This is a genomic window from Acinetobacter sp. Marseille-Q1623 (genome assembly GCF_902809895.1).
Lineage (GTDB): Bacteria > Pseudomonadota > Gammaproteobacteria > Pseudomonadales > Moraxellaceae > Acinetobacter > Acinetobacter piscicola_A.
The window spans coordinates 12,412-35,760 of record NZ_CADDWG010000002.1; the positions used below are offsets into that span (position 1 = coordinate 12,412).

Below are 23,349 nucleotides of genomic sequence, written 5' to 3' on the forward strand. Positions count from 1 at the left end.
TTTACTTAACGGCGATCTAAAGGAACCCAATCAATCACCCACGCAGATTTCATTCCTAAGCTTGCATCTGAATTGATCTTCTTACGTGTACTATCCGCAGTTTCACGGTCTTTAGCAGGCCCAACCATAATACGGATTCCTTTTGATGTTGGGCTCTTGGTTACTTTATAACCTTTGGCACGTAATTTTGCAGCAACCGCATCAGCATTCGCTTCGTTTGCCGCCAACGCCACTTGTACCATCCATTGCTTATCGCCATTTTCTAATAAGTTACGGGCTTTATCAGCTTCTGCCTTTTTCTTGGCTTCCTCAGCTTTACGTTTTTTCTCATCAGCAGCTTTTTTCTCATCTGCTTTGCGCTGCTCTTCTAGCTTACGTTTTTTTTCTTCAGCAGCCTTTTTCTCATCCGCTTTGCGCTGCTCTTCTAGACGTTGTTTTTTCTCCTCAGCAGCTTTCTTTTGTGCTTCAGTGGCTTTTTTATCTGCTTCTGCGGTAGCTTGACGCTTCTGCTCAGCTCGCTTTTTTTCTGCTTCTGCTTTTTGTTGTTGTAATTTTTTATCTGCATCTGCTTTTTGTTGTGCTTTGGTTTTATCGTCTACATTCAACTCAGGTGGAATATTGTCTGAACTTTCTTGTGCAGATTTACGGCGTGAATTAGCAGCAGCATATTCTTCCGCTGCTTTACGTGCAGCATCCGCTTCAGCTTGTTGTTGCATACGTAAAAATTCAGCGGCTTTTGCTTCTTGCTCAGCGACTGCTTTTTCACGTGAACGGCGCTGTTCTTCAAGCAAACGTTTTTCAGTTGCCACATCAACCGTGAGTGGCTGTAATTGTACAGTCTCCTCAGCGGGTGCAGGTTTACCGTTTTGTTGGACATGAGCAGCAGGAGGCGGTGGCGTCTGATCTTGATAAATTTCATCTTTACCTTTTAGAAGCAATGCCGCTAATAAAACACCACCACCTAATAAAACAACACCACCCATCCAGCGTTGCTTGTTATTCATTGACATTCTTCTAAATACTCCCAGACCGCTTCTAAGGTATGGAATGAACCACATACCAAAATCAGTTGATTATTTTTTGTTTCTTCAAGCGCTGATAAAAAGGCAGCTTGTACATTTTCAAACTGTTCAACTGTTTCATCCTGCAAAGCCGATCTTAATTGATCCATCGATGCCGCACGAGGCACAGTCAATGGCGCAATTTTCCACTTTAATACAGTGTTTTTCAATAACTTGACGACGGTTTCTATATCTTTATCAGTCAACATTGAAAAAACAGTGACAACTTCTGTGTACTGTTTATTGTATTCCATGAATTTTCGCAATTGCTTTAACAAAAATTCAACACCGTGCGGATTATGTCCTGCATCAAAAATGACAGTTTTATCTTGGGTTTTATGATGAATCGTTTCAACTTCAAAACGACCTTGTAAACGTGCCTGCAAAATACCTTGTGCAATCGCGTGTTGTGTCACGATTAAATCACTGAGTAAAATCGCGGCAACGGCTGTAGAAATATTTTCCAATGCAAGCTGACCAAGCGGCAGTTTTAGCGTTAAACCTGATGTGGCAAAGTTCCACGTTTGACCATCTGCTGCATAATCATAGAAATAATCTTGATTCACAACATGTAATTTTGCCTGACACTGTTGTGCTTTTGTTTTAATGGCAAGTGGGAGCTGCTGTAAACCACCAAAAACCACAGGAATATTTGGACGAATAATTCCTGCTTTTTCAAAAGCAATCTTTTCAATGGTATCACCGAGCCAATCGGTATGGTCAAGCCCAATATTGGTAATAACCGCAACATCAGGGTCGATGACATTCACCACATCTAAACGACCACCAAGTCCAACTTCAAGCACCCAAACATCACAATTCATTTGCTTAAAAATGACAAAAGCAGCCAAAGTGGTTGCTTCAAAAAAAGATAAACTCAGATCACACTGACGACGTGCTGCATCAACTAAAACAAAAGCATCAATCAAGGTCTGATCAGAAACTTCTTGTCCTGCTAGTTTGACGCGCTCATTAAAACGATAAATATGTGGGGATTGGTACAGTCCAACATTAAAACCTTGTGCATTCAGAATCGCAGCCAAGGTCGTAGTGGTTGAACCTTTACCATTGGTTCCTGCAACCGTAAAAACTTTGGCATTGGGCTTGGTTACACCCAATGCTTCTGCGACAGGAATGACCCGTTCTAAGCCTAAATCAATCCCTGTAACGTGAACATGGCTCCAATAATCGAGCCATGTTTGTAAACTATCAGTATTTAATGGAGCAATGTTGTTCAAGGCAAGTTCATCAGTTTCGCTACGATGCGATATACAGTATCACGTAATGCATGACGATGAACAATTTGATCGACCACACCATGATCAAGCAAGAATTCTGCACGTTGGAATGGTTCTTCCAATTTTTCACGTACAGTTTGTTCAATGACACGCTTACCTGCGAAACCAATCATTGCTTTCGGTTCTGCAATATGCACATCACCTAACATAGCCAATGATGCGGTAACACCGCCATATACTGGATGGGTTAATACCACAATATACGGAAGATGTGCATCTTTCATTTTTTGGATCGCAGCAGAAGTACGTGCCATTTGCATCAAAGACAACATGCCTTCTTGCATACGCGCACCACCAGAAGCTGCAAAACAGATCAATGGTTGTTTGGCAGCAATCGCTTTTTCAGCAGCCTGCACAAAACGATCACCGACCACGGTACCCATTGAACCACCCATGAAGTCAAATTCAAAGGCACATGCCACTAGAGGAATATTTTTTAGCTGACCTTGCATCACCACAAGTGCTTCTGACTCACCTGTTTTATCCTGCGCTTCTTTCATACGGTCGGGATAAGCTTTACTGTCAACAAAATGTAATGGATCTTTGGCAACAAATTCTTGACCAAGTTCCGCAGTCACATTGTCAAAAAACCAATTTAAGCGATCACGTGCCTTCATTTTTAAATGTTCATCACACGATGGACATACGTAGGCGTTAAACGACATCGCTGTACGAGTCACTAAAGCATGACACTCAGGGCACTCAATCGTTGGTTCTGTAAATGTTGCTTTGAGTGTTTGTTGTTGATCAGGCAAATGAATGCCTGGAATCGAACGTTCAGTCCACGGCGTCACTGGGCTGAGAATTTTCCCTGATTTCACTTCTTGATTCATACTAACTCATCGAGCGCTGCTCGAAGCTCCTTGACTTTATTCACTGCTTGTTCAGCAGCTTGTTCGGGTGCTAAGTTTGCAAATGGTTTGACAAATGCACTTCCCACAATGACCGCATCGGCAACCTGTCCAACCGCTTTAGCAGAAGCTGCATCACTGATCCCAAAACCCACACCAACAGGAATATCTGTCACGGTTTTGATTTTTTGAATACGTGTTGCAACTTCTGTGGTATCGAGTGTCGCTGCACCAGTCACCCCTTTTAATGACACATAATAAATAAAGCCACTCGCTTGTTTTACTACACGTTGAATACGTTCATCTGTTGACGTAGGTGCAAGCAAGAAAATTTGATCCATACTGTATTTTTGTAATACGGCATCAAAATCTGCTGCTTCTTCTGGTGGTAAATCCACTAAAAGTACACCATCCACACCACAGTCATTCGCATAAGCCACAAATTTTTCATACCCGATGACTTCAACAGGATTTAAATACCCCATTAAAACCACAGGTGTTGTTGTGTCTTTTTGACGAAATTCTTTGACCATATTCAAAGCATCAAGGGTATTTGTTCCTGCCGCTAAAGCACGCTCTGCGGCAAGTGCAATCACTGGTCCATCTGCCATTGGGTCGGAAAATGGTAATCCGAGTTCAACAACATCTACGCCCGCTTCAACCATTTGATGTAACAAGGGTACTGTTACATGTGGTTGAGGATCACCCGCCATAACATAAGAAACCAATGCTTTACGCTGTTGTGATTTAAGCTGTGCAAATCGGGTGGCTAGACGTGACATAGAGTTGTACATTCCTTGAATTGTTAAACTTGAGGAGTTGATTTTGTATAAATACAAGACTTTGCATTGTAACGCTATTTTTTACTCATTGAATAGAGTAACTCAGTAGCACAATGTTATCTCATCTTAATACAAAATAACGAACAACCTATGGCATACATTTAGCGCTATTTATGTTTTTTGAACAATGATCAAAGCTACCTATTTTTCGCTTTTTTAAAATTCGCAATTAAATATAAAAATTTAAAATAAATCATTTAAATAGCATCATAAACAGTATAAAACGGTATACATTTTAATTTTTAAGAAATTGCAAAAGCTGTTTATACTATAGCGGCTAATGTTTTTTATTTTTTGAATATGACCACTCCCACACACAGTAAAGTGCAAGCTCGTGGGCTTGCGCTACTGCCACTTATTGTATTTTTAGCCATATTTTTAGGCAGTGGTATTTACCACTCAATCATTGGCACTGCGTTCGCTTTTTATCAAATGAAAGCCCCTGTCGCCGCACTTCCTGCGATTATTTTAGCAATTTTAATTTATCGTGGAAAAATCAACACAGCGATTGATGCGTTTTTAAAAGGAGCAAGCCACCCTAATCTGATTTTGATGTTTATGGTATTTATGCTCGCTGGTGCATTTGCCAGTGTTTCGAGTGCCATTGGCAGTGTCGATGCAACCGTACAATTTGGTTTATCGATCATCTCACCTGAGTTTGTCTTACCGATGCTATTTGTCATTTCAGCATTTATTGCCACAGCAATGGGAACCTCAATGGGTACTATTGCTGCCTGTGCTCCCATTGCTTTTGGTTTTTCACAAGCAACGGACATTCAGCCTATTTATGCCATTGGTGCTGTGGTGAGTGGTGCTATGTTTGGCGATAACTTGTCCATGATTTCAGACACTACCATTGCAGCAACACGGAGTTTGAATGTTGAATTGCGAGATAAGTTTCGGGTCAATGTATGGATTGCACTGCCTGCGGCAATCCTCACCATTCTGATTTATATTTTAAATACTCAAGCATCGCAGCATATTGAATATAAAGAATATGACATTTGGTTAATGCTCCCGTATTTAGCTGTCTTCTCTTTGGCATTTACCCGTTTACATGTGCTTGCCGTTCTCACCATCGGCATCGTGTTGTCGGGTATCATCGGTTTAGTTGCACAACCAAATTTTGAAATTTTAAAATTTAATAATGCCATTTATGACGGCTTTGTGGGTATGTTTGAAGTTGCATTATTGTCCATGTTCTTAGGTGGCTTATCTGCCATCATGCAAAAAGAAGGTGGTTTGCAATGGTTGATTCAACGTATTTATGCCATAACACGTTGTTTTAAAGTGGGTAAACAACGTGCAGGTGAAATTGGCATCAGTTTTTTGGTGATCTTTTCCAATTTATTTGTCGCAAATAATACTGTTGCGATTATTTTGTCAGGCGATATGGCACGTGAAGTTGCCCACGAATATGGGGTTGATCCTAAACGTGCCGCAGCATTAATGGACATTTTTTCCTGTGTGGTACAAGGCATTATTCCTTACGGTGCACAGCTTTTGTTGGCATGTTCTATTGCAAAACTGTCACCTATTGAGTTAATTGGCTCAATTTATTATTGTTGGATTTTGGCGATATTTGCAATTATCGCGATTATTTTTAGAATTCCAAAGTTAAAAACAGCTTAACTGAGAAAAGTACAGCAAATTAAAAACCTCTTTGTAAACTACGAAGAGGTTTTTTTTAACTTCATTCATCTACCTACCATGGACTTTTTTAAATAATTCATCAAAAATCAATTGGCTGACTTCTGCCAAATGTTGTTCATGCCAAGTATTCATATTTTTCCTTATACTCATCTGGGTTTTATTCTTTCAATTGTTGTTTTTTTTGTAATAAAGTCTGCCCACTAAAGGCTTTATATGCTCTCGCCAAAGCAGATTGGTCAGAATACCCCAAACGCATGGCGATTTCTGTCAGATTGACATTATCCAAAAGTAATTGCTCACAACGTTTCATACGTTCAACTTCTAAAATCTTCTTAAAAGAACAATCCAAATCACTTAATTGACGTTGTAAAGTACGCACTGAAATATTCAAATGTATTGCAAGATCTTCAATTTTAGGCGCATGTTCATGCTGCCTTAAATCGTCAGCAACCCATTGATGACAATGTTGCACAATATTGTCGAAACGAGCTTTAGAGGCTATCGCTTCCTCTGCTTGCCGAACCAACAACTGCGTCAAAGAGGGGTCTGCATCTTCAATTTTTAAATTTAAAGCATCCAAACTCAGTACAAAACTGTATTCAGGTTGATTAAAATTTACCTCGCAAGCATAAAACTTTTGATAATGATAAATCGCCATTTGAGGTGCATGAGCAAAATTGACACATAACAAGGGAAATAACTCTAGCGGCATCATTTTGCGTGCTAAATGTACCATTAAGGCATTGGTCAACTCATTAATAAAACAATATTTTTCATGTAAAAAAGGCCAAAACAAATGAATATTTTGCCCTGTTTGCAACATTTGCATCGGTTTAATTTCATCACCATCAATCACCAAACGACTAAAACGCAAAATGTACTGCAAAGCTTCAGCAATACTATTACTGCGTGTCGCCATATAACCTAATACGCCAAAATGTTCCGCTCGCACATGCTGTGCCATTTCAAAGGCTAAATGTGGGCAATCCAGTTCTTCTTTTGTTTTTTCAATAATTTGCATAAAGAAACCATAAGAACTTTGAGCATCTATCGCTTGGTTCAAGACTTGTTTTAATTTAAGTTGTTCTTCAGGCAAAAATGGCAGGCTTAGAATCTCTAAACCTTGTACATTCAAATAAGTTTGCCAAAGGTGATAATAACCATTGGGTATTTTTAATTCTTGCATGGCATTGCTCACTTTTTTATCATGCAGTCTGACATGATGGATTTTTACTTTGTCGTAAAATGTATAAAAATTGGCAATAACTGTCAAAACAAACTAGACGAAGCACGACATACTCAAAACATGAAAGCAATGTGAGTAAAATAAAATGAATGCTTTAGTTCAATATCAAGTCGATCCCGTGGTCAGAAGCAAACTCAATTTTAAATTAGATGAAGTTCCGCGCTTTTGGTTCGGTGGCGACCCATTTAAAACACGTATGTTTGATGCACTGAGCCTGACTTTTCCTGATGGCGAGCGTTATTTTATTGAATGTGTGCGCTTATTTCGCGACAAAATTACAGATCCCGACTTGCAAAAACGTGTTGCAGATTTTATTCGTCAAGAAGCACAACATGGTATTGCCCATGACAAAATGAATGAAGAAATGCGGAAACAAGGCATGCCACTTGATCAATTCATCAACTTTTTACAACGCCTGTTTAAATCTGAACTGAAAAATCGCTCTCCACAATACAATATTGCCATGACAGCAGCAGCGGAACATTTGACGGCATTGATGGCAGATACTTTTTATAGCCATAAATCAACCTTAAGCGATGCACATCCCTATGTACGCGCATTATTTGCATGGCATGCAATTGAGGAAATGGAACATCGTGATGTGGCATTTGATGTCATGCAACAAGTCGGTGAAGTACCTGAATATTTAAGAAAATTTACCTTAGCGTTAACCACTGTTGCAATGATGAGCTTCACCACATATCGTGCTAATGTCATGTTGGCACATGATGGTTTTAGTCGCACCCAACGTCTAAAACTCGCACTCACAGGTATGCCATGGTTATTTGGTAAACAAGGTGTGTTTACTCGTATGCGTAAACCCTATATGGATTGGTACAAAAAGGATTTTCATCCAAGTCAGCATCCAATTATTGCGCAATATCACGTGTGGGTTGACACTTTAGCCCAAAGCAATGACCCTATTGCAGCTGGCGAAGCATTTTGGCAAGCGGCTTTATAAGCCACTTTTAAATAAAAGCCTGTATTTCAAAATACTTTCCCCGACATAAGCATGAATGTTCTCTTATGTCGTTTTTTATATGCAATTTTAAATTATTTGAAAAACTTAAAACAAGCCCGATCACCACTTGGCATAATGCTGCTCCAACATACCATACTCTTGATTTAAATAAATAATTCCACCTGTTTCAGTTGCAATTGTGCCGCTAATTTTAGATTGCCACTGACTAAACTGGCTACCAACTAAACGTAGATTTAAATTTTCAAAACGGCGCCAACCAATCAGCACTTCAAGCTTTAATTTTTCATCTAATGATCGAATCGTCCAATGTTGGTCGGATACTTTTTCAAATAGCACATCACTCAAAGGGTATAATACACCATTCACCCAAAGACAATTTTCATTGCCAAAACTTTCATTGACACCTGAAGCAAGATTTAAACCCACACGTTGACCTTGTTGATCCCAAAAATTGCAGGATAACCAAAACCATGCTGTTTCAGGACGCAAAAACCCACACGTATCATCCAAAGATGCGAAGCTTTTTTCATTGAAATATATCTTTTCATTCTGCTTATTGATGAAAAAACCTTCTACTCCCAAAGTCGTGAGCTTTTGTGTATAAGTCCAGCCATTAATTCCTGTCGGACTACATAAACTTAAAGGATCTGTAGCAGCGCAAAAAATACGTGCTTTGAGTTTTTCATCGCCATGTTTAGTGATATTGATATATCGCACACCATTGGCATGTTGCATCTCGATTTGAAAAGGCGATTTTTTAAATAAGCTTTGATTGTAAAGAGGTTGTTCATCAACCGATGTATGATGTCCTAAAATATTATTCGCATTCCATTCTAAAACGTCATCATTTGCATGATCATAAATATAAATAAAAGCATGTCCAGCCCACCCGATATCGACAATTGCAAAGCCGATACTGTAGTGTTCATGCTGAATACTACAAAATTTAAATTTCTTATATTTTAAATTTTTACGCCAACCTTTTAAGGTTTTTCCATAAGGGGTTTTATAAATATAACGATCAATATTAATAGAAGTGGGTAAAGTGGTGAAACGCCCATAACGAGGTAATCCATTCGCCTGTATTAAATCCATTTTTAACCCAATCCTTCGTTTTAAAAATTCTTAGACTTTAGTCTAGATTTTGATTATTACTCATTTTCTAGTCAATACACAATCTTTCTCAACATTTTATAGCGACATAGACACACAATAAAAAAAGCCTGACGAATCAGACTTTTTATTTCAATTTAAACTCTCAAATTGCATCTATTATTTTGGATCAGGTAAGGCATAAGCCACTAAAGCATCACCCATTTTCGTACCAAATGAGCCATGACCACCGGCCATGATCACCACATACTGTTTACCGTTTGACTCATAGGTCATTGGCGTTGCTTGCCCACCAGCAGGTAAGCGACCTTTCCACAACTCATCACCATTTGTCACATTGATCGCACGAATATAATTATCTTGCGTACCACCAACAAACATTAAGTTACCTGCTGTTGAAATTGAGCCACCGAGCATTGGCACACCCATTTTAAATGGTGGTAATGGAATACCCGGTAAACTGTCACGGATCGTACCAATACGGCGCTTCCATGCAATATCATGAGTTTTCAAATCTACACCCGCTACATAGCCCCAAGCAGGTTGTTTACATGGCAAACCAAATGGTGATAAAAACGGACTAATTTCAACACCATAAGGCACACCATACATCGGCTGCACACCTGCTTCCGTACCCGCACCTTTTGCGGTTTGTTTACGGTTCGGGTCAGCAGGAATGAGTTTGGTCACAAATGGCAAACCAATCGGGTTCATGACTGCGATTTGACGGTCTGGGTTAACAGACATCCCGCCCCATTCAAATACCCCTAAGTTACCTGGGAATACGAGCGTCCCATTTTCAGAAGGTGGTGTGTAAATCCCTTCATAGTTCAGCTTATGGAATGACACACGACACATCAACTGGTCAAACATGGTAGCCCCCCACATTTGTTTGTCGGTTAATTTGTCTTTTGGCGCGAGGTCAAAATCAGAAAAAGGTTGCGTTGCTGAATAATGTTCCCCTTTGGTTTGTGGACCACGTTTAACAGTTTGTGGCACAGGTTTTTCAGTGATTGGAACAACTGCTTTACCTGTACGACGGTCTAAAACAAAAGCATTGCCTGTTTTGGTTAACACATAAATGGCAGGTACCGTTTGACCCGATTTGTCTTGAATATCTGCAAGTGTAGGTTGTGAGGGTACATCCATATCCCATAAATCATGATGGGTAGTTTGGAAGTTCCACACCAATTTACCTGTTGTTGCATTAATGGCTAACATTGAGTTTGCATAACGCTCATGCAATTTAGTACGGTTTCCACCCCAAATATCGGGCGTACCGACACCTGTAGGTACATAAACAATATCAAGTTTTGCATCGTATGCTAATGGTGCCCAAGCGTTTGGTGAATTTTGGACATATTTTTGACCTGGAGCTGGGATTTTATTTGGATCTTCTGCACCCGTATCAAACACCCAAAGCAATTCACCTGTATTCACGTCATAACCACGGATCACGCCTGATGGTTCTTCGGTAGAGTAATTATCTGTTGTTGAACCTGCGATGATAATCGTCGTTCCTGTGACCACAGGTGGAGAAGTCGGGATATAGCCACCCGGATATGGGAATGGCATATCTTTTTGTAGATCAACCTCACCATTATGACCGAAGTCTGTACATGGCTTACCTGTTGTCGCATTGATCGCAACTAAACGACCATCATTGACAGGTAAAATGACTTTTTGTGGACATTGTTCAGAAGTCGTTTTTTTCGCAGCCAAACTCGCTTCAAAACCCACGGTATTGTTGGCATCGAAATATGACACACCACGACAGGTTAAATGTTGGAAGGTATTGTCCGCTTTAAGCTTAGGATCAAACGTCCATTTTGCTTTGCCGGTTGCAGGGTCTAAAGCCACCAACTTTTGGTGCGTCGTACAAATGTACATATTGTCACCCACTTTAATTGGAGTGACCTGATTGGTGGTTTCACCTGAGTCATGGTCTGTTTTGAAATCACCTGTGTTGTATGTCCAAGCCACTTTGAGATCTTTCACATTGTCAGCATTAATTTGCGTCAAAGGTGAATAGCGTAAACCAGATTGGGTACGACCATATGCCGGCCAGTCACCCTCTGCAATGCCTGCAATCGCTTGTGCAGTTGCAGGTTGTTGACTAGTTAAAGTGCCACGGATTTCCTGTGGGTCATTAAAAATAGAATAAATCATCACGGCAATGGTGATTGCCAATGAACCTGTTAATGCAACTTTTGCACCTTTGCTATTGGCAAAACCGCGTGTTACTGCAGGAATGAGTAAGAATAGACCAAATAAGCCTAAAATATCTAACCGTGGTGCAAGCGCAAAGAAGTCAGAACCGACTTCCCACAAGCCCCAGACCACGGTACCTAACACTAGAACTGCATAAACAATTAAAGCGGAACTTTTTAATTTTTGTAATAAAATTGCGGTAATAAGGAAAAATAAACCTGCAATGATGTAGTACCAAGAACCACCGAGCACTGCAAGATAAATTCCTCCAATCAGTAGTACCAAACCAAAAATTGCAGCAATCACTGCTGCAATGGTTTTTAGCACTGATCCTGAAGACGGAGTACTCATATTGACGACCTCTATGCTTTGAATCTGTTAAATATGTTCCATATTTCTTTCTCAAGAATTATGGTGTTCATGGATAAATTTCTAGATTCTAAATACCAATAATGATCAAAAGAAAAATCAAATACTCATTACATCTTATTTGACCTATCCGTATTCACAATCTAAAAACTAGAATGCGGTTTGTAACTTAATGCCACCCACCCACGCATTTTCGCCGTTCTTATATGCCCCCACATGGCGGATATATTGCACATTCGGACGAATCGTCAGCCAGTCGGCTGCATGGATACCGTAATAAATCTCTGCATCGTATTCTTCATTTTGTGGACGTTCTTGATGATGATTAACATCATCATTGATACGAATTCGAGCAAGACCTACAGCAATTTCATCTTGAGGCCGTGCATCAAAAGCACCTTTATAGACCAAGCCAATATTTTGCATATTGCCGACCGTATTGGTGTCTGAGTCGTGCACAGTGACATTGACAAAACCAGTCAAACCACGATGTGGGTCATCTTGATGAGCGGTAAGTTGTTGCTTAGCAACCACCCACATCCCTTGTTTATGCGATGTTTGCTCAGGATGGTTAATATTTTGTGCATCGGCAGTGCTGTAGTAATAACCTGCTCGATATTCACCATCAAGTTTCTGTGTACCTACTTTCGGTGTCCACACCACTTCAGCAGGAATAATTGCACCATGCGAGCCATCTGTACTTAAGTTCCACCCTTTGCCTCGTTCAAGATTTTCAGGGTTATATTCATAGACCCCCACTTGTGCATAGAGGTCTGGCTGTAAGTTGTATTTGACCCGCGCCGCCCACTGACTCACGGGCCAGTTATACCATTGATCTCCAACCCAGTTGCCAACTTGAGAACCACAAAGTGCAAGGTTTTGGAAATCACAATCAAAGCTATTAAAATCTTCACCTTCACCAAAACGACCGACTTTAATATCAAGTTTTTGATCTAAAAATTTCTTTTTAATCCAGAAATCAGTCAAACGCCATGTTTGTTCACGCCCCCACACTTCTTGGCTTGAACTTAAATGTCCTGCCAATGCATCAGAGGTTTGTGAAAGTGAGCGACCGTTGCGCTGTGTGACTGTGATTTGTGCTTCGGTATCTTGCCAACCTAAGATTTTTTCCAAATCAAGATGTGAACCAATGGCAAATTGATCTGCATATTCCGTACCGTGACTAGAGGCTTGTTTTGCATGCAACAAGGTTGCCATTTCCCCCGTATAGCCAAAGTTAAAATCATAACCTTGTTGCTGTAATTGTGTTCGTTTTCCATTCCAATCGCCAAACATCCATTGGCTATTTGCATCAAAAGCATCAGCTGCATAAGTAGATTGAAAAACACTATTTAAAGATAAAAGGCTCACAGCCCAATATAAACAATCACGCATTTTTTTCATATTCAGTGACCTTTATAACAAAACTGTAACTAATTATTCATAATACTCTCACATGAATACAAAGTGATAATGTTTTTAATAAAAACACTACACATTAAAACAATAAATTATCATCAATTGAAAATAAAACAAAACAATCAAGAGATTAAATAGCCACAACACAACCTTGTGAAACCTTAAAAAACATCTACTTATTTTTATATACTCAAATATTGAACGAAAAAAGTAATCTCCTCGTGACCTTAAAGACTACTTGAATTTATTGGTTTACAAATCATCTAATTTGTTAACAAAATACCTGCTTTGTAATTTTATTTATCTGTACTTTGTTGAAATATGCATCGCTTTACCATTGTCCTTCACCTAGTTCTTGACCAATATAATCATAACGCATCTGAGAACGAGAAAATTTAATTGGACAAGCAAGTTGGGGTTCTGCTTGTTCTGCATTGGCTTTTAGCGGGACGTTCACGACCCAATTTCTTTGCTGTGCCAATGGCGAGCTTAAAGCTTCATGTAAGCTCAATACAGGCTCTACACAAAAGTCCAACTGCCCAAAGATTTCATTCCATTCAGCCCATGTTTTACTGAGAATTTTTTCCTGAATCGCCTGTTTAACCGCTTGACGGTCTTCTGCATCAAAAGACGCACCTTTTTGCAAAATAATCGGTAATTCCAAAGTAGCTGCCAAACCACTCATAAACTGCGGCTCTAAGCTTCCCACTGAAAGATAACGACCGTCTTGAGTACGATAATAATCATAGAAAGTGCCACCATTCAGCTGCTCATTTTCAGCTTTTTGAGGCTGACCTCCTGCCAAACTTGCAGCTGCTGCCATATTATTCATACTGACCACACAATCAGTCATGGAAATATCAATGTACTGTCCCAAACCACTTTGATGGCGTTCAGTCACAGCAGCCAAAATCCCAATCACTGCATGTAAAGAACCACCCGCGACATCAGCAATTTGAATCCCCATTGGAGGCGGCCCACTGTCTTGACGCCCACTATGCCCTGCAATACCCGACAAAGACACGTAGTTAATGTCATGACCCGCTTTATCTTTATAGGCACCTGTTTGCCCATACCCTGTGATTGAGCAATAGATCAATTTCGGGTTAATTTCCGCCAAAGTTGCATAGTCCAAACCTAAACGTTGCATCACTCCTGGGCGAAATTGTTCCACCACGATGTCAAAGTCAGAAATTTTTTGTTTGATCAATTCAATATTTTTTGGATCTTTCAGATCAAGTGCCACAGATTGTTTATTTCGGTTTAAATAACTGTGGGAAGTGGCTTGCCCATTGGCATACGGAGGAAACAAACGAACCAAGTCAGGACGTGTTGGTGATTCAATATGAATCACTTCTGCACCCATATCCGCAAGGTACATAGTGGCAAATGGTCCTGGTAATAATGTGGAAAAATCGAGTACTTTCAATCCTTTTAAAGCAGTTGTCATAATAGTTTTTACCAAATTTGGGTTGATTTATATCTCATATTAGAAATATAAAACTAACATAACAATGTCATGTTCAGCCATTTACCTTGATCATTTCGGCAATTTAAGATGTAAAAAGGCAATTCGCACTGTTGTAAATCGCCAATCCAACATTTTTTAGAGTGTATTAGGTCAATCGCTAGTGAACATCAAAGAATCAGAAGGATTTAACATGAGTCGTGATACGATCAGTATCCATTTCGTGAATGCAGCCCTCACAGGTGTTAAACGCCTAGGCATGGATGTCGAAACATTATTATCACATGTCGGAATTGAAGCAGAATTATTGCGTCAACCCAAAGCGAGAATTTCACCTGAGCAATACACTCGTTTTGTGAAAATGCTTTGGATGGTGACACAAGATGAACACGTCGGCTTTGATATTCAGCCACGACGCTTAGGTTCTTTCGCGATCATGTGTCAATTGATCATTCATGCCAAGACCTTAGGTGATGCTTTAGAACTTTCTTCACAGTTTTATAAGCTATTTGGCGATGAATGGTCTGTTGCAGTTGAACGTGATAAACACGAAGCGCGTTTAGTTCCATTAATACCAAAAACGATGGATCCTGATCATTTTATTACTGAAAGTATGCTCATGATTTGGCATGGTTTGGCATCATGGCTCATTGAACGTCGTATTCCGTTAGAACGTGTACATTTTGGTTATCCGCGTCCAAATCATGCAGATGAATACGATGCGTTATTCTTTGCGCCAGTGATGCAATTTGACATGCCGCGCACTGAAATTACCTTTGCTGCGGATTATTTAGATCTGCCAATTCGTCAAGATGAAGCATCATTAGAAGAATTCTTAAAAGCTGCCCCTGCACAACTTTTGGTCAAATTCAAAAACACCAACTCGCTCACTTCACGTATTCGCGAAGTGTTAAAGAGCCAAATTGGTGAAGAAATGCCAACCTTAAATGATGTAGCGTCGATGTTGTATTTGTCACCGCAAACCTTACGTCGTCGTTTAGCGGCTGAAGGTAAAAGTTATCAAGGCGTGAAGGATGCTTTACGCCGTGATGCTGCCATTCATTTACTGTTAAATCCTGATTTAACTTTGGAAGATGTTGCTCAACAAGTTGGCTTTAGTGAAACCTCAACATTCCACCGTGCATTTAAGAAATGGACAGGTGTCACTCCTGGTTTATACCGTCAGTTGCATGGTTATCATTAATACAATAATATTTTCAAATAAAAGCCTGATATAAATCAGGTTTTTATTTCATTAAAAATTATTTCGATCTTTTTCACACAATAATGGATCTGCTTTAGAGAACACTCTTTTACCATTTTGAATGGTCATCATTTCTGCCTTGGTCACTTGAAAATTTTGATCATATTCACAGGCGAGGCTGCTCTGCCCCTCATCAGAAGTATGAGTACCGTAGATCATCCAAACATAAAAAACCAATAATAAAAGCACGCCCAATAAGCTTATTGAAATAAGATATACCATCCATTTCACAGAGACTTTAAAATTCATTCTTAAACTCATTCAAATCTCATCACATGTAATATTTTGAACAAAACAATTCACTTGCAGGATTAGAATACAAGGTCTTATAAGGTTCATTGTATATTTTTTCTTTGAATTCAATTGACCAAAACTATCAATTGACTTTCCCGTTCTCGTCATTGCACTATCAAGCTTATAAAGTACACTCAAAATACATAACAATTTTAGAAGTCATAAAAAGGAATAGCTATGAGCGAGGCTTATATCATTGATGCCATTCGCACACCACGCGGAAAAGGAAAGAAAGATGGTTCACTCTACAGTGTGAAACCCATTACTTTGCTCACAACATTACTCAATGAATTAAAAGACCGTCACCATCTAGATACTTCAAAAGTAGATGACATTGTATTGGGATGCGTTACCCCAATCGCTGACCAAGGCGGTGATATTGCTAAAACTGCCGCAATTGCCGCAGGTTGGGACAATGATGTCGCAGGTGTGCAGATCAACCGTTTCTGTGCATCAGGTCTTGAAGCGGTCAACATGGCAGCACAAAAAGTCCGTTCAGGCTGGGAAGATGTGGTTGTTGCAGGTGGTGTCGAGTCTATGTCTCGTATTCCAATGGGTTCCGATGGCGGACCTTGGGCACTTGATCCTGAAACCAACCTAAAGTCTAAATTTGTTCCACAAGGCATTGGTGCAGACTTGATCGCGACTTTAGATGGCTATAGTCGTACAGATGTTGATGAATTTGCGGCAAACTCACAGCGCAAAGCGGCTGCGGCACAAGCGGCGGGTCATTTTGACAAGTCTATTGTGGCTGTAAAAGATAAAGCGGGGGTGGTGATCTTAGATAAAGACGAATTTATCAAACCAACCACCACTGCTGAAGGCTTGGCAAAACTCAATCCAAGCTTTGAAATGATGGGCAGCATGGGCTTTGATGCAGTCGCATTACAGCAATATCCTGAAGCACAAAAAATCAATCACGTACATCATGCAGGAAATTCATCAGGTATTGTCGATGGTGCTGCGGTTGTGCTTCTTGCTTCTGAAAAAGCAGTCAAAGAACAAGGCTTAAAACCACGTGCCAAAGTTTTGGCGACTGCACTCGTGGGAACAGATCCAACCATTATGTTGACTGGTCCTGCACCTGCTGCACGTAAAGCATTGGCAAAAGCTGGCTTAAGCATTGATGATATTGATTTATTTGAAGTCAATGAAGCATTTGCATCGGTAGTCATGCGCTTTATGAATGAGCTGAATGTTCCTGCTGAAAAAGTCAATGTGAATGGTGGTGCAATTGCCATGGGGCATCCATTGGGTGCAACAGGGGCGATGATTTTAGGAACTTTACTTGATGAGCTTGAGCGTCAAGGTAAAAAACGTGGTTTAGCGACATTGTGTGTGGGTGGTGGCATGGGTATTGCGACCATTATTGAGTTGGTATAAGGAGAATAAGAATGAGCGCAATTCAATACGAAAAAAATGCGGACGGCATTGTTATTCTGACTTTAGACTCTCCGAATCAATCTGCAAACACCATGAATGCTGACTTTCAAAAAGCACTCACTGAAACAGTTGAAAAATTAAAAGCTGAATCAGGCATTACAGGCATCATTTTCCGTTCTGCGAAAAAAACCTTTTTTGCGGGCGGTGATTTGGATGATTTAATTCAGGCACGCCCTGAAGATGCCAAAGAATTCATGGCTGTGGTTGAACTGATGAAAAAAGAACTACGTTACATCGAAACTTTAGGTGTACCTGTGGTTGCAGCACTCAATGGCACAGCGCTTGGCGGTGGCTGGGAAATCGCACTTGGCTGTCATGCCCGTATTGCATTGAATGATCCGAAGTCTAAGTTTGGTCTACCTGAAGTGACTTTAGGTTTACTCCCAGGCGGTGGCGGCATCGTGCGTATGGTACGCCTGTTAGGTCTACAAAATGCATTCCCATTCCTCATGGAAGGCAAACAATTTGGTGTCGATAAAGCCAAATCTTTAGGTCTGATTCATGACACTGCGGACTCACTTGATGAGTTGCTGGAAAAATCCATCGCATGGGTCAAAGCCAATCCAAAATCACAACAACCATTTGATGTAAAAGGCTATAAAATCCCAGGTGGTGATCCTAAAACCCCAGCAGTGGCACAGATTCTTGCGATTGCCCCTGCAATGCTGCGTGACAAAACCAAAGGTTGCTACCCTGCGCCTGAAGCGATCATGGCAGCAGCGGTTGAAGGTGCTCAGGTCGATGTTGATACAGCGCTCACCATCGAATCACGTTATTTCACTTACCTTGCAACAGGTCAAGTGGCGAAAAACATGATCGGTACGTTTTGGCATGGTCTAAATGCTATTAAAGCAGGTGCGAGCCGTCCGAAAGATGTCGCAAAATGGCAAGCGACTAAAGTCGGTGTATTGGGTGCAGGGATGATGGGTGCAGGTATTGCCTACTCAACGGCGACCAAAGGCATTGCTGTGGTACTCAAAGACGTTTCTGTTGAAAATGCAGAAAAAGGCAAAGCTTACAGCCAAAAACTTTTGGACAAAAAAGTTTCACAAGGTCGTATGACCGCCGAGAAACGTGACCAAGTCTTAAGCCTAATCACTGCAACTGCTGATGCAGCCGATCTACAAGGCTGTGATTTGATCATTGAAGCTGTTTTTGAAAATCAAGAACTTAAAGCTAAAGTCACCCAAGAAGCGGAAGCTTTCCTCGCGGATAGTGGTATATTTGCTTCAAATACCTCGACATTGCCAATTACAGGTCTAGCAAAAGCGTCTAAAGACGATAAAAACTTTATCGGTTTACACTTCTTTAGCCCAGTCGACAAAATGCAATTGGTTGAAATCATCAAAGGGAAAAATACCTCTGCTGAAACATTGGCCAAAGCCTACGATTACGTTCAGCAAATTGGCAAAACGCCGATCGTAGTGAACGATAGCCGTGGCTTCTTCACCAGTCGAGTCTTCGGTACATTTGTCAATGAAGGTCTACGCTTACTTGCTGAAGGTGTACATCCTGCACGTATTGAAATGGCAGCACTTAAAGCAGGTATGCCTGTTGGTCCACTCGCCATTCAAGATGAAGTTGCATTGACGTTATCTGAACATGTCACCAATGAAACCCGTAAGGCACTCCAAGCGGCAGGCAAAGACTTGCCACACTCTCCTTCTGAAGATGTCTTGAAAACCATGATCCATGAGTTTAACCGTAAAGGTAAAGCGGCAGGTGCAGGTTTCTATGATTATCCAGAAGGCGGTAAAAAACATCTTTGGGAGGGTTTAAGCCATTGGAAAAAAGACGTTGATATTTCTGAACAAGAAATGATTGACCGTATTTTGTTTGTTCAGTCACTCGATACTTTACGTTGCTACGAAGAAAACGTATTGGAGTCAGTAGTCGATGCCAACATCGGTTCGATTTTCGGCATCGGTTTTGCGCCATGGACTGGTGGTGCAATTCAGTTCTTAAATCAATACGGTTTAGACAAAGCCTTAGCTCGTGCCAATGAACTTGAAGCCAAATATGGCGAACGTTTTAAAGCACCACAAATGCTCAAAGACAAAGCTGCAAGTGGTAAAATTGACTGATATTTAACACCATCGATTTAGAGAAATAGAGGCAAATGTGCCTCTTTTCTTTGCTCTAAATATTTAATTTGTACTTTATATAACCATAATTTTATTAAGACTTTTACATGAAAAATATCGGAGATTAAACTTTTTTGTGTTATAACATTACATAGATTCTCATTTTTTCAATTTGGAATACTCCCATGTCAAATGCTGTTGAGTCTCAAAAAGTAGCTGATGAAAAAAAAGGTTGGAAAGGGCTTTTAGTTGCTTTTATTTTAAGTGTGCTGTTTCTTGTAATTTTTTATCTTGCCATACAAAATGAGCCTGATTATATGCCAAGTAAGCAGCAAGAAACCAATCAAACTTCTTTTAAAAGCGCACCTGTAATGTCTCAAGAAGCTTTGGCAAATGCTGAACAAAAAAATCAAACAGCAAGTTCACACCACATGTCTGATGCTGAAATGAAGAATATGCAGCATGATGAAACAAGTGAACATCACACACATGAATAAGCATTAACACTTAGGTTTTATATCGATTTTAGATATAAAACCTTTTGATTGTATTTTCTGAATAATCTCCCACAAATTTGCATAGTCATTTAAATTTGCATCGGCATCTGCTGAAACAATCTTGGCGTCAGGATTGAAAAAAATGCTTTTCATTCCCACTGCATTCGCACCTCGAATATCTGCATTTTCATTATCACCAATGAAAATACATTGTTCTGCTTGTACTTTGAGTTTTTCACATGCCAAGTGAAAAATTGCCGCATCAGGTTTACGCAAAGCAACTGCGTCAGACACCAACACTGTCGAAAAAAATTCTGCTAATCCTAAAGCCTGAAAATTATGTTCTTGAAATGGCGATTGACCATTTGAAATTAAACCTAAGAGATACCCTGCTTGATGTAGTTTTAAAATAACACTGTCCACATCTGCGAAGCTGCAACAAAATTTATTAAAATCTTGTATATAAGATCGTAATAGCAACTGTTCGGTATATGTTTTAATGGCAAATTCTTGTATTAATTGCCGATAAACCACATCCTTCCAGACCGTACCATTTGCATCCAATTGTATAAATTTTTCAATAAACTCAGACTTTTTTGCCTGTGGGACAAGCTGAAAAAAATTAACTTGCCAATTAATAAACTGCCTGAGCGAGTACGTTCGATCCAATAAAGTCTGGTCTAAATCAAAAAGAATGGCTTTTATCACGGCTATTCTCCTTGTTCATATTTGAAAAACAGATTCGAATTTTTGCATAGTGTGTCAATTTTAAAACTTATCATCAAGTCATCAAAAACATATCAACATGAGGAATTCCGCAATCTAAATAACGTTCACCTTTGACTTGAAAACCTAATTTTTCGTAAAAACCAATCGCATGAACCTGTGCAGATAGTTTTAGAAAAGCACGCTGTTCTGTCGCTGCAACCATAATAATATACTGCATCAACTGCTGCCCTATGCCCTGTCCTCGGTAATTTTTGAGCACAGCAACGCGCCCAATGCTGTTATTTTTAAGCAATCGTGCAGTGGCAATGGCTTGTTCTTGATCATACATCACGAAATGTAGAGAGGTGTCATCTTCAGCATCCCATTCATCATGTTCAGCAATATTTTGTTCTTGGATAAAAACATCCGTACGAACCATTTTCGCCTCAGTGGCTAAAAGTGCCCAAGAACCACTACGAATGACATAATCTGACATCAACTCTCCACTATTTCATGATTAAACTTTTAAATAAAAGATGCATGGAGTCACTCATCTTTTTCATCCCATTAACACTTACAACCAATCCCTTGTTGGTCCCATTGGTCATTCAGTAAAAGTTCTAAAGACTGTTGTTGAATACCATACATCTGTTTTAATGCCGCAATCTGTGCCAAAACATCCTTATCGGGCGCAGTAAATTTTTTACGTTTGGTTGCTAAAATCATTTTATTTTTACTGGTGTGTTCCAAAGCCACAAATTCAAAGACTTTGGTGTCATAGCCATAAGCATTGAGCAATAATGCACGAATGGTATCCGTCAACATTTCCGCTTGTTGCCCTGCATGAATGCCAAATTGCAACATCGGTGCAAGTACTTTCGGACTTTTTAACTGAGGACGTAATTCTTTATGACAACAAGGTGCGCACATGATCATCTGTGCATTTAAACGAATGCCAGTATGAATGGCAAAGTCAGTTGCAACATCACAGGCATGTAACGCAATCATGACATCTAGTTTTTTAGGTGCATAAGTACGTACATCACCTTGGAAAAAATCCAAATGTTGGAAATTTGCCTCAGTCGCAACTTTTTGACAAAACTCGACCATTTTAGGATTAAGTTCAACGCCTGTAACCTGAGGAATAAACTGATTTTTTGCTAAATAATCATAGAGTGCAAAGGTTAAATAACCTTTACCTGAGCCGAAGTCGACCACTTGTAAGGCTTGATCTTGATGATCAATTTTATCCAAAGCACCTGCAAAAATTTCAACAAATTTATTAATCTGTTTCCATTTTCGTGCCATGCTCGGAATAATTTGTGCTTTGCTGTCGGTAATGCCTAAAGGCTGTAAAAAATAGCTGTCCTGATCGACATAACGATGCTTTGATCGGTCATGTTGTTGTTCCTGTTGCTTCACTTGCGGTGCAACTTTACTATAAGTTAATAAGGCTTTTTTCTTATTTTTTTTCAGTTGAATTTCTTGTTCGGTGCTAAATAGGTTCGCCTGTTTGCATTGTGAAAATAATTCTTGAATGACCGTAAAACTTTCATCTATTGCATAATTTTTCGTGACATCTTGGGTTTTATAACGATATAGACAACTCATCATTGACTGATCTTGTAATGAAATAATACGAAAAGTCATTTTTTCAAGCTGCGCTAACTCACCTTTATATTGACTCAAAATTAAACGTTCAAAACTTTGCTTTTCAATGGCTTGCTGTACAGCATTGATAAATTTTTGTTCCTGCTCAGACATCAAAGCCACGTGTGACATAGTACAAACTCATATAGATACAAGTTGTCATTTTAAATGTTCTTACTTTAAAGGTAAAACTCCATTACTATACAGATGTATTTTTAAAAAAATGATACGTATGAATGCAAATTTGATTCAGACCTATGCACCACAAGAAGAACGTATTAATGCCATTAGCCATGCGATTGGGGCTGTCTGTGCTGCCATTGCAACTATTTTTATGCTCATCAAAGGCAGTTATTTACCTGCATGGCAATTTTTAGGCTTGTTGGTCTATGGTCTCAGCATGGTATTGCTATTTTCTAGTTCTGCGATTTACCATTTTTCTGTCGATGAGAAAAAGCGTCAATGGTATAAAAAACTCGATCATACGGCGATTTATTATTTGATTGCTGGAACCTATACCCCTTTTCTTGCAATCGCTATTCCGACAGCTAAAGCCCATTACCTTTTAATTGCACTTTGGGTTATTGCAGCCATTGGTACACTCTTCAAGTTATTTTTCATTCATCGTTTTCAGAAAATTTCGCTCATTGCTTATTTGGCAATGGGATGGCTCGCTGTACTGGTGATGGATGATATGCAACGCTTTTTAAATAGCGGCGCACTCAAATTATTGGTCATTGGTGGGCTTGCTTATACGATTGGTGCATTGTTTTATGCCTTAAAAAGAGTAAGATACACCCATGCCATTTGGCATATTTTTGTTTTGATCGGGGCAGGATCACATTTCTTTGCCATCTATCTTTACGTCATTTAATCCTTAAATATTCATATATCAG

19 protein-coding genes and 1 pseudogene are annotated in these 23,349 nt (G+C 39.7%); 7 read left to right on the forward strand and 13 right to left on the reverse strand.

Features of this window, described 5'->3' with window-relative positions; all coding sequences use genetic code 11:
• Nucleotides 1-5: 5 nt before the first annotated feature.
• The 4 genes from HUV91_RS12660 to trpA are packed head-to-tail and all read right to left on the reverse strand — an operon-like array spanning nucleotide 6 to nucleotide 3,992.
• The gene (locus HUV91_RS12660) at nucleotides 6-1,010 is read right to left on the reverse strand and encodes an SPOR domain-containing protein (protein WP_130075030.1); all 1,005 of its coding nucleotides are present in this window, start codon (nucleotides 1,008-1,010) and stop codon (nucleotides 6-8) included.
• Entirely contained in the window at nucleotides 1,001-2,299 is a 1,299-nt protein-coding gene (gene folC, locus HUV91_RS12665) for a bifunctional tetrahydrofolate synthase/dihydrofolate synthase (RefSeq protein ID WP_174493657.1), read from the reverse strand. Before folC ends, HUV91_RS12660 begins: the two co-directional genes overlap by 10 nt.
• Nucleotides 2,296-3,192 (reverse strand): acetyl-CoA carboxylase, carboxyltransferase subunit beta, encoded by an 897-nt coding sequence (accD, locus tag HUV91_RS12670; RefSeq protein ID WP_130075028.1) that lies wholly within the window; start codon nucleotides 3,190-3,192, stop codon nucleotides 2,296-2,298. Before accD ends, folC begins: the two co-directional genes overlap by 4 nt.
• Nucleotides 3,189-3,992 carry a tryptophan synthase subunit alpha gene (gene trpA / locus HUV91_RS12675; protein ID WP_174493658.1) on the reverse strand — a complete coding sequence of 268 codons (804 nt, stop codon included), beginning with the start codon at nucleotides 3,990-3,992 and terminating at the stop codon, nucleotides 3,189-3,191. The genes accD and trpA overlap by 4 nt, the downstream gene beginning before the upstream one ends.
• Nucleotides 3,993-4,352: 360 nt before the next feature.
• Between trpA and HUV91_RS12680 the strand changes: the two genes are divergently transcribed.
• Nucleotides 4,353-5,684, forward strand: coding sequence for a Na+/H+ antiporter NhaC family protein (locus HUV91_RS12680; protein WP_130075026.1), 1,332 nt, complete (start codon nucleotides 4,353-4,355; stop codon nucleotides 5,682-5,684).
• A 178-nt stretch (nucleotides 5,685-5,862) separates the two neighbouring features.
• Here HUV91_RS12680 and HUV91_RS12685 read toward each other — a convergent pair whose 3' ends face one another.
• Nucleotides 5,863-6,891 carry an AraC family transcriptional regulator gene (locus tag HUV91_RS12685; protein WP_174493659.1) on the reverse strand — a complete coding sequence of 343 codons (1,029 nt, stop codon included), beginning with the start codon at nucleotides 6,889-6,891 and terminating at the stop codon, nucleotides 5,863-5,865.
• A 145-nt stretch (nucleotides 6,892-7,036) separates the two neighbouring features.
• On the opposite strand from HUV91_RS12685, the gene HUV91_RS12690 reads away from it, so the two are divergent.
• Nucleotides 7,037-7,912, forward strand: coding sequence for a metal-dependent hydrolase (locus HUV91_RS12690; RefSeq protein WP_130075024.1), 876 nt, complete (start codon nucleotides 7,037-7,039; stop codon nucleotides 7,910-7,912).
• Between the two features lie 120 nt (nucleotides 7,913-8,032).
• On the opposite strand, the gene HUV91_RS12695 is transcribed toward HUV91_RS12690, so the two are convergent.
• The 4 genes from HUV91_RS12695 to HUV91_RS12710 form a co-directional block, all read right to left on the reverse strand.
• A complete protein-coding gene (locus tag HUV91_RS12695) occupies nucleotides 8,033-9,028 on the reverse strand; it encodes a DUF2804 domain-containing protein (protein ID WP_130075023.1) in 996 nt (331 codons plus the stop codon).
• Nucleotides 9,029-9,205: 177 nt separating this feature from the next.
• Nucleotides 9,206-11,608, reverse strand: coding sequence for a glucose/quinate/shikimate family membrane-bound PQQ-dependent dehydrogenase (locus HUV91_RS12700; protein WP_174493660.1), 2,403 nt, complete (start codon nucleotides 11,606-11,608; stop codon nucleotides 9,206-9,208).
• A 168-nt stretch (nucleotides 11,609-11,776) separates the two neighbouring features.
• Nucleotides 11,777-13,021: a carbohydrate porin gene (locus HUV91_RS12705; RefSeq protein ID WP_416377023.1), complete on the reverse strand. Its 1,245-nt coding sequence runs from the start codon at nucleotides 13,019-13,021 to the stop codon at nucleotides 11,777-11,779.
• A 355-nt stretch (nucleotides 13,022-13,376) separates the two neighbouring features.
• Nucleotides 13,377-14,495 carry a CaiB/BaiF CoA transferase family protein gene (locus HUV91_RS12710; RefSeq protein WP_174493662.1) on the reverse strand — a complete coding sequence of 373 codons (1,119 nt, stop codon included), beginning with the start codon at nucleotides 14,493-14,495 and terminating at the stop codon, nucleotides 13,377-13,379.
• Nucleotides 14,496-14,706: 211 nt separating this feature from the next.
• On the opposite strand from HUV91_RS12710, the gene HUV91_RS12715 reads away from it, so the two are divergent.
• Nucleotides 14,707-15,717, forward strand: a complete 1,011-nt coding sequence (locus HUV91_RS12715; protein ID WP_130075019.1) for an AraC family transcriptional regulator — start codon at nucleotides 14,707-14,709, stop codon at nucleotides 15,715-15,717.
• Nucleotides 15,718-15,768: 51 nt separating this feature from the next.
• Here HUV91_RS12715 and HUV91_RS12720 read toward each other — a convergent pair whose 3' ends face one another.
• Nucleotides 15,769-16,026 (reverse strand): hypothetical protein, encoded by a 258-nt coding sequence (locus tag HUV91_RS12720; protein WP_174493663.1) that lies wholly within the window; start codon nucleotides 16,024-16,026, stop codon nucleotides 15,769-15,771.
• A 222-nt stretch (nucleotides 16,027-16,248) separates the two neighbouring features.
• Between HUV91_RS12720 and HUV91_RS12725 the strand changes: the two genes are divergently transcribed.
• From HUV91_RS12725 to HUV91_RS16755, 3 genes and pseudogenes are all read left to right on the forward strand, one after another.
• Entirely contained in the window at nucleotides 16,249-17,454 is a 1,206-nt protein-coding gene (locus HUV91_RS12725) for an acetyl-CoA C-acetyltransferase (RefSeq protein WP_130075017.1), read from the forward strand.
• Nucleotides 17,455-17,465: 11 nt separating this feature from the next.
• Complete coding sequence (locus HUV91_RS12730; protein WP_174493664.1) at nucleotides 17,466-19,598, forward strand: 3-hydroxyacyl-CoA dehydrogenase NAD-binding domain-containing protein; 2,133 nt, start codon at nucleotides 17,466-17,468, stop codon at nucleotides 19,596-19,598.
• Between the two features lie 185 nt (nucleotides 19,599-19,783).
• Nucleotides 19,784-19,928: pseudogene (locus tag HUV91_RS16755) on the forward strand (hypothetical protein); the annotation flags it as partial.
• Between the two features lie 170 nt (nucleotides 19,929-20,098).
• Here HUV91_RS16755 and HUV91_RS12740 read toward each other — a convergent pair.
• From HUV91_RS12740 to HUV91_RS12750, 3 genes are all read right to left on the reverse strand, one after another.
• Nucleotides 20,099-20,803, reverse strand: a complete 705-nt coding sequence (locus HUV91_RS12740) for an HAD family hydrolase (protein WP_416377020.1) — start codon at nucleotides 20,801-20,803, stop codon at nucleotides 20,099-20,101.
• A 73-nt stretch (nucleotides 20,804-20,876) separates the two neighbouring features.
• Complete coding sequence (locus HUV91_RS12745; protein WP_130075013.1) at nucleotides 20,877-21,299, reverse strand: GNAT family N-acetyltransferase; 423 nt, start codon at nucleotides 21,297-21,299, stop codon at nucleotides 20,877-20,879.
• Nucleotides 21,300-21,370: 71 nt separating this feature from the next.
• Nucleotides 21,371-22,585, reverse strand: coding sequence for a class I SAM-dependent methyltransferase (locus HUV91_RS12750; protein ID WP_174493665.1), 1,215 nt, complete (start codon nucleotides 22,583-22,585; stop codon nucleotides 21,371-21,373).
• Between the two features lie 100 nt (nucleotides 22,586-22,685).
• On the opposite strand from HUV91_RS12750, the gene trhA reads away from it, so the two are divergent.
• Nucleotides 22,686-23,327, forward strand: a complete 642-nt coding sequence (gene trhA, locus HUV91_RS12755) for a PAQR family membrane homeostasis protein TrhA (RefSeq protein WP_165353100.1) — start codon at nucleotides 22,686-22,688, stop codon at nucleotides 23,325-23,327.
• Nucleotides 23,328-23,349 lie beyond the last annotated feature (22 nt).

What these genes read in the sequence shown, in the direction of transcription:
- HUV91_RS12710 (WP_174493662.1), bottom strand. Translation starts at nt 14,495, where the DNA reads ATGACAACTGCTTTAAAAGGATTGAAAGTACTCGATTTTTCCACATTA.
- trpA (WP_174493658.1), bottom strand. Translation starts at nt 3,992, where the DNA reads ATGTCACGTCTAGCCACCCGATTTGCACAGCTTAAATCACAACAGCGT.
- HUV91_RS12680 (WP_130075026.1), top strand. Translation starts at nt 4,353, where the DNA reads ATGACCACTCCCACACACAGTAAAGTGCAAGCTCGTGGGCTTGCGCTA.
- HUV91_RS12725 (WP_130075017.1), top strand. Translation starts at nt 16,249, where the DNA reads ATGAGCGAGGCTTATATCATTGATGCCATTCGCACACCACGCGGAAAA.
- HUV91_RS12720 (WP_174493663.1), bottom strand. Translation starts at nt 16,026, where the DNA reads ATGAATTTTAAAGTCTCTGTGAAATGGATGGTATATCTTATTTCAATA.
- HUV91_RS12695 (WP_130075023.1), bottom strand. Translation starts at nt 9,028, where the DNA reads ATGGATTTAATACAGGCGAATGGATTACCTCGTTATGGGCGTTTCACC.
- HUV91_RS12750 (WP_174493665.1), bottom strand. Translation starts at nt 22,585, where the DNA reads ATGTCACACGTGGCTTTGATGTCTGAGCAGGAACAAAAATTTATCAAT.
- HUV91_RS12705 (WP_416377023.1), bottom strand. Translation starts at nt 13,021, where the DNA reads ATGCGTGATTGTTTATATTGGGCTGTGAGCCTTTTATCTTTAAATAGT.
- HUV91_RS12745 (WP_130075013.1), bottom strand. Translation starts at nt 21,299, where the DNA reads ATGTCAGATTATGTCATTCGTAGTGGTTCTTGGGCACTTTTAGCCACT.
- HUV91_RS12730 (WP_174493664.1), top strand. Translation starts at nt 17,466, where the DNA reads ATGAGCGCAATTCAATACGAAAAAAATGCGGACGGCATTGTTATTCTG.
- HUV91_RS12685 (WP_174493659.1), bottom strand. Translation starts at nt 6,891, where the DNA reads ATGCAAGAATTAAAAATACCCAATGGTTATTATCACCTTTGGCAAACT.
- HUV91_RS12690 (WP_130075024.1), top strand. Translation starts at nt 7,037, where the DNA reads ATGAATGCTTTAGTTCAATATCAAGTCGATCCCGTGGTCAGAAGCAAA.
- HUV91_RS12715 (WP_130075019.1), top strand. Translation starts at nt 14,707, where the DNA reads ATGAGTCGTGATACGATCAGTATCCATTTCGTGAATGCAGCCCTCACA.
- accD (WP_130075028.1), bottom strand. Translation starts at nt 3,192, where the DNA reads ATGAATCAAGAAGTGAAATCAGGGAAAATTCTCAGCCCAGTGACGCCG.
- trhA (WP_165353100.1), top strand. Translation starts at nt 22,686, where the DNA reads ATGAATGCAAATTTGATTCAGACCTATGCACCACAAGAAGAACGTATT.
- HUV91_RS12700 (WP_174493660.1), bottom strand. Translation starts at nt 11,608, where the DNA reads ATGAGTACTCCGTCTTCAGGATCAGTGCTAAAAACCATTGCAGCAGTG.
- HUV91_RS12660 (WP_130075030.1), bottom strand. Translation starts at nt 1,010, where the DNA reads ATGTCAATGAATAACAAGCAACGCTGGATGGGTGGTGTTGTTTTATTA.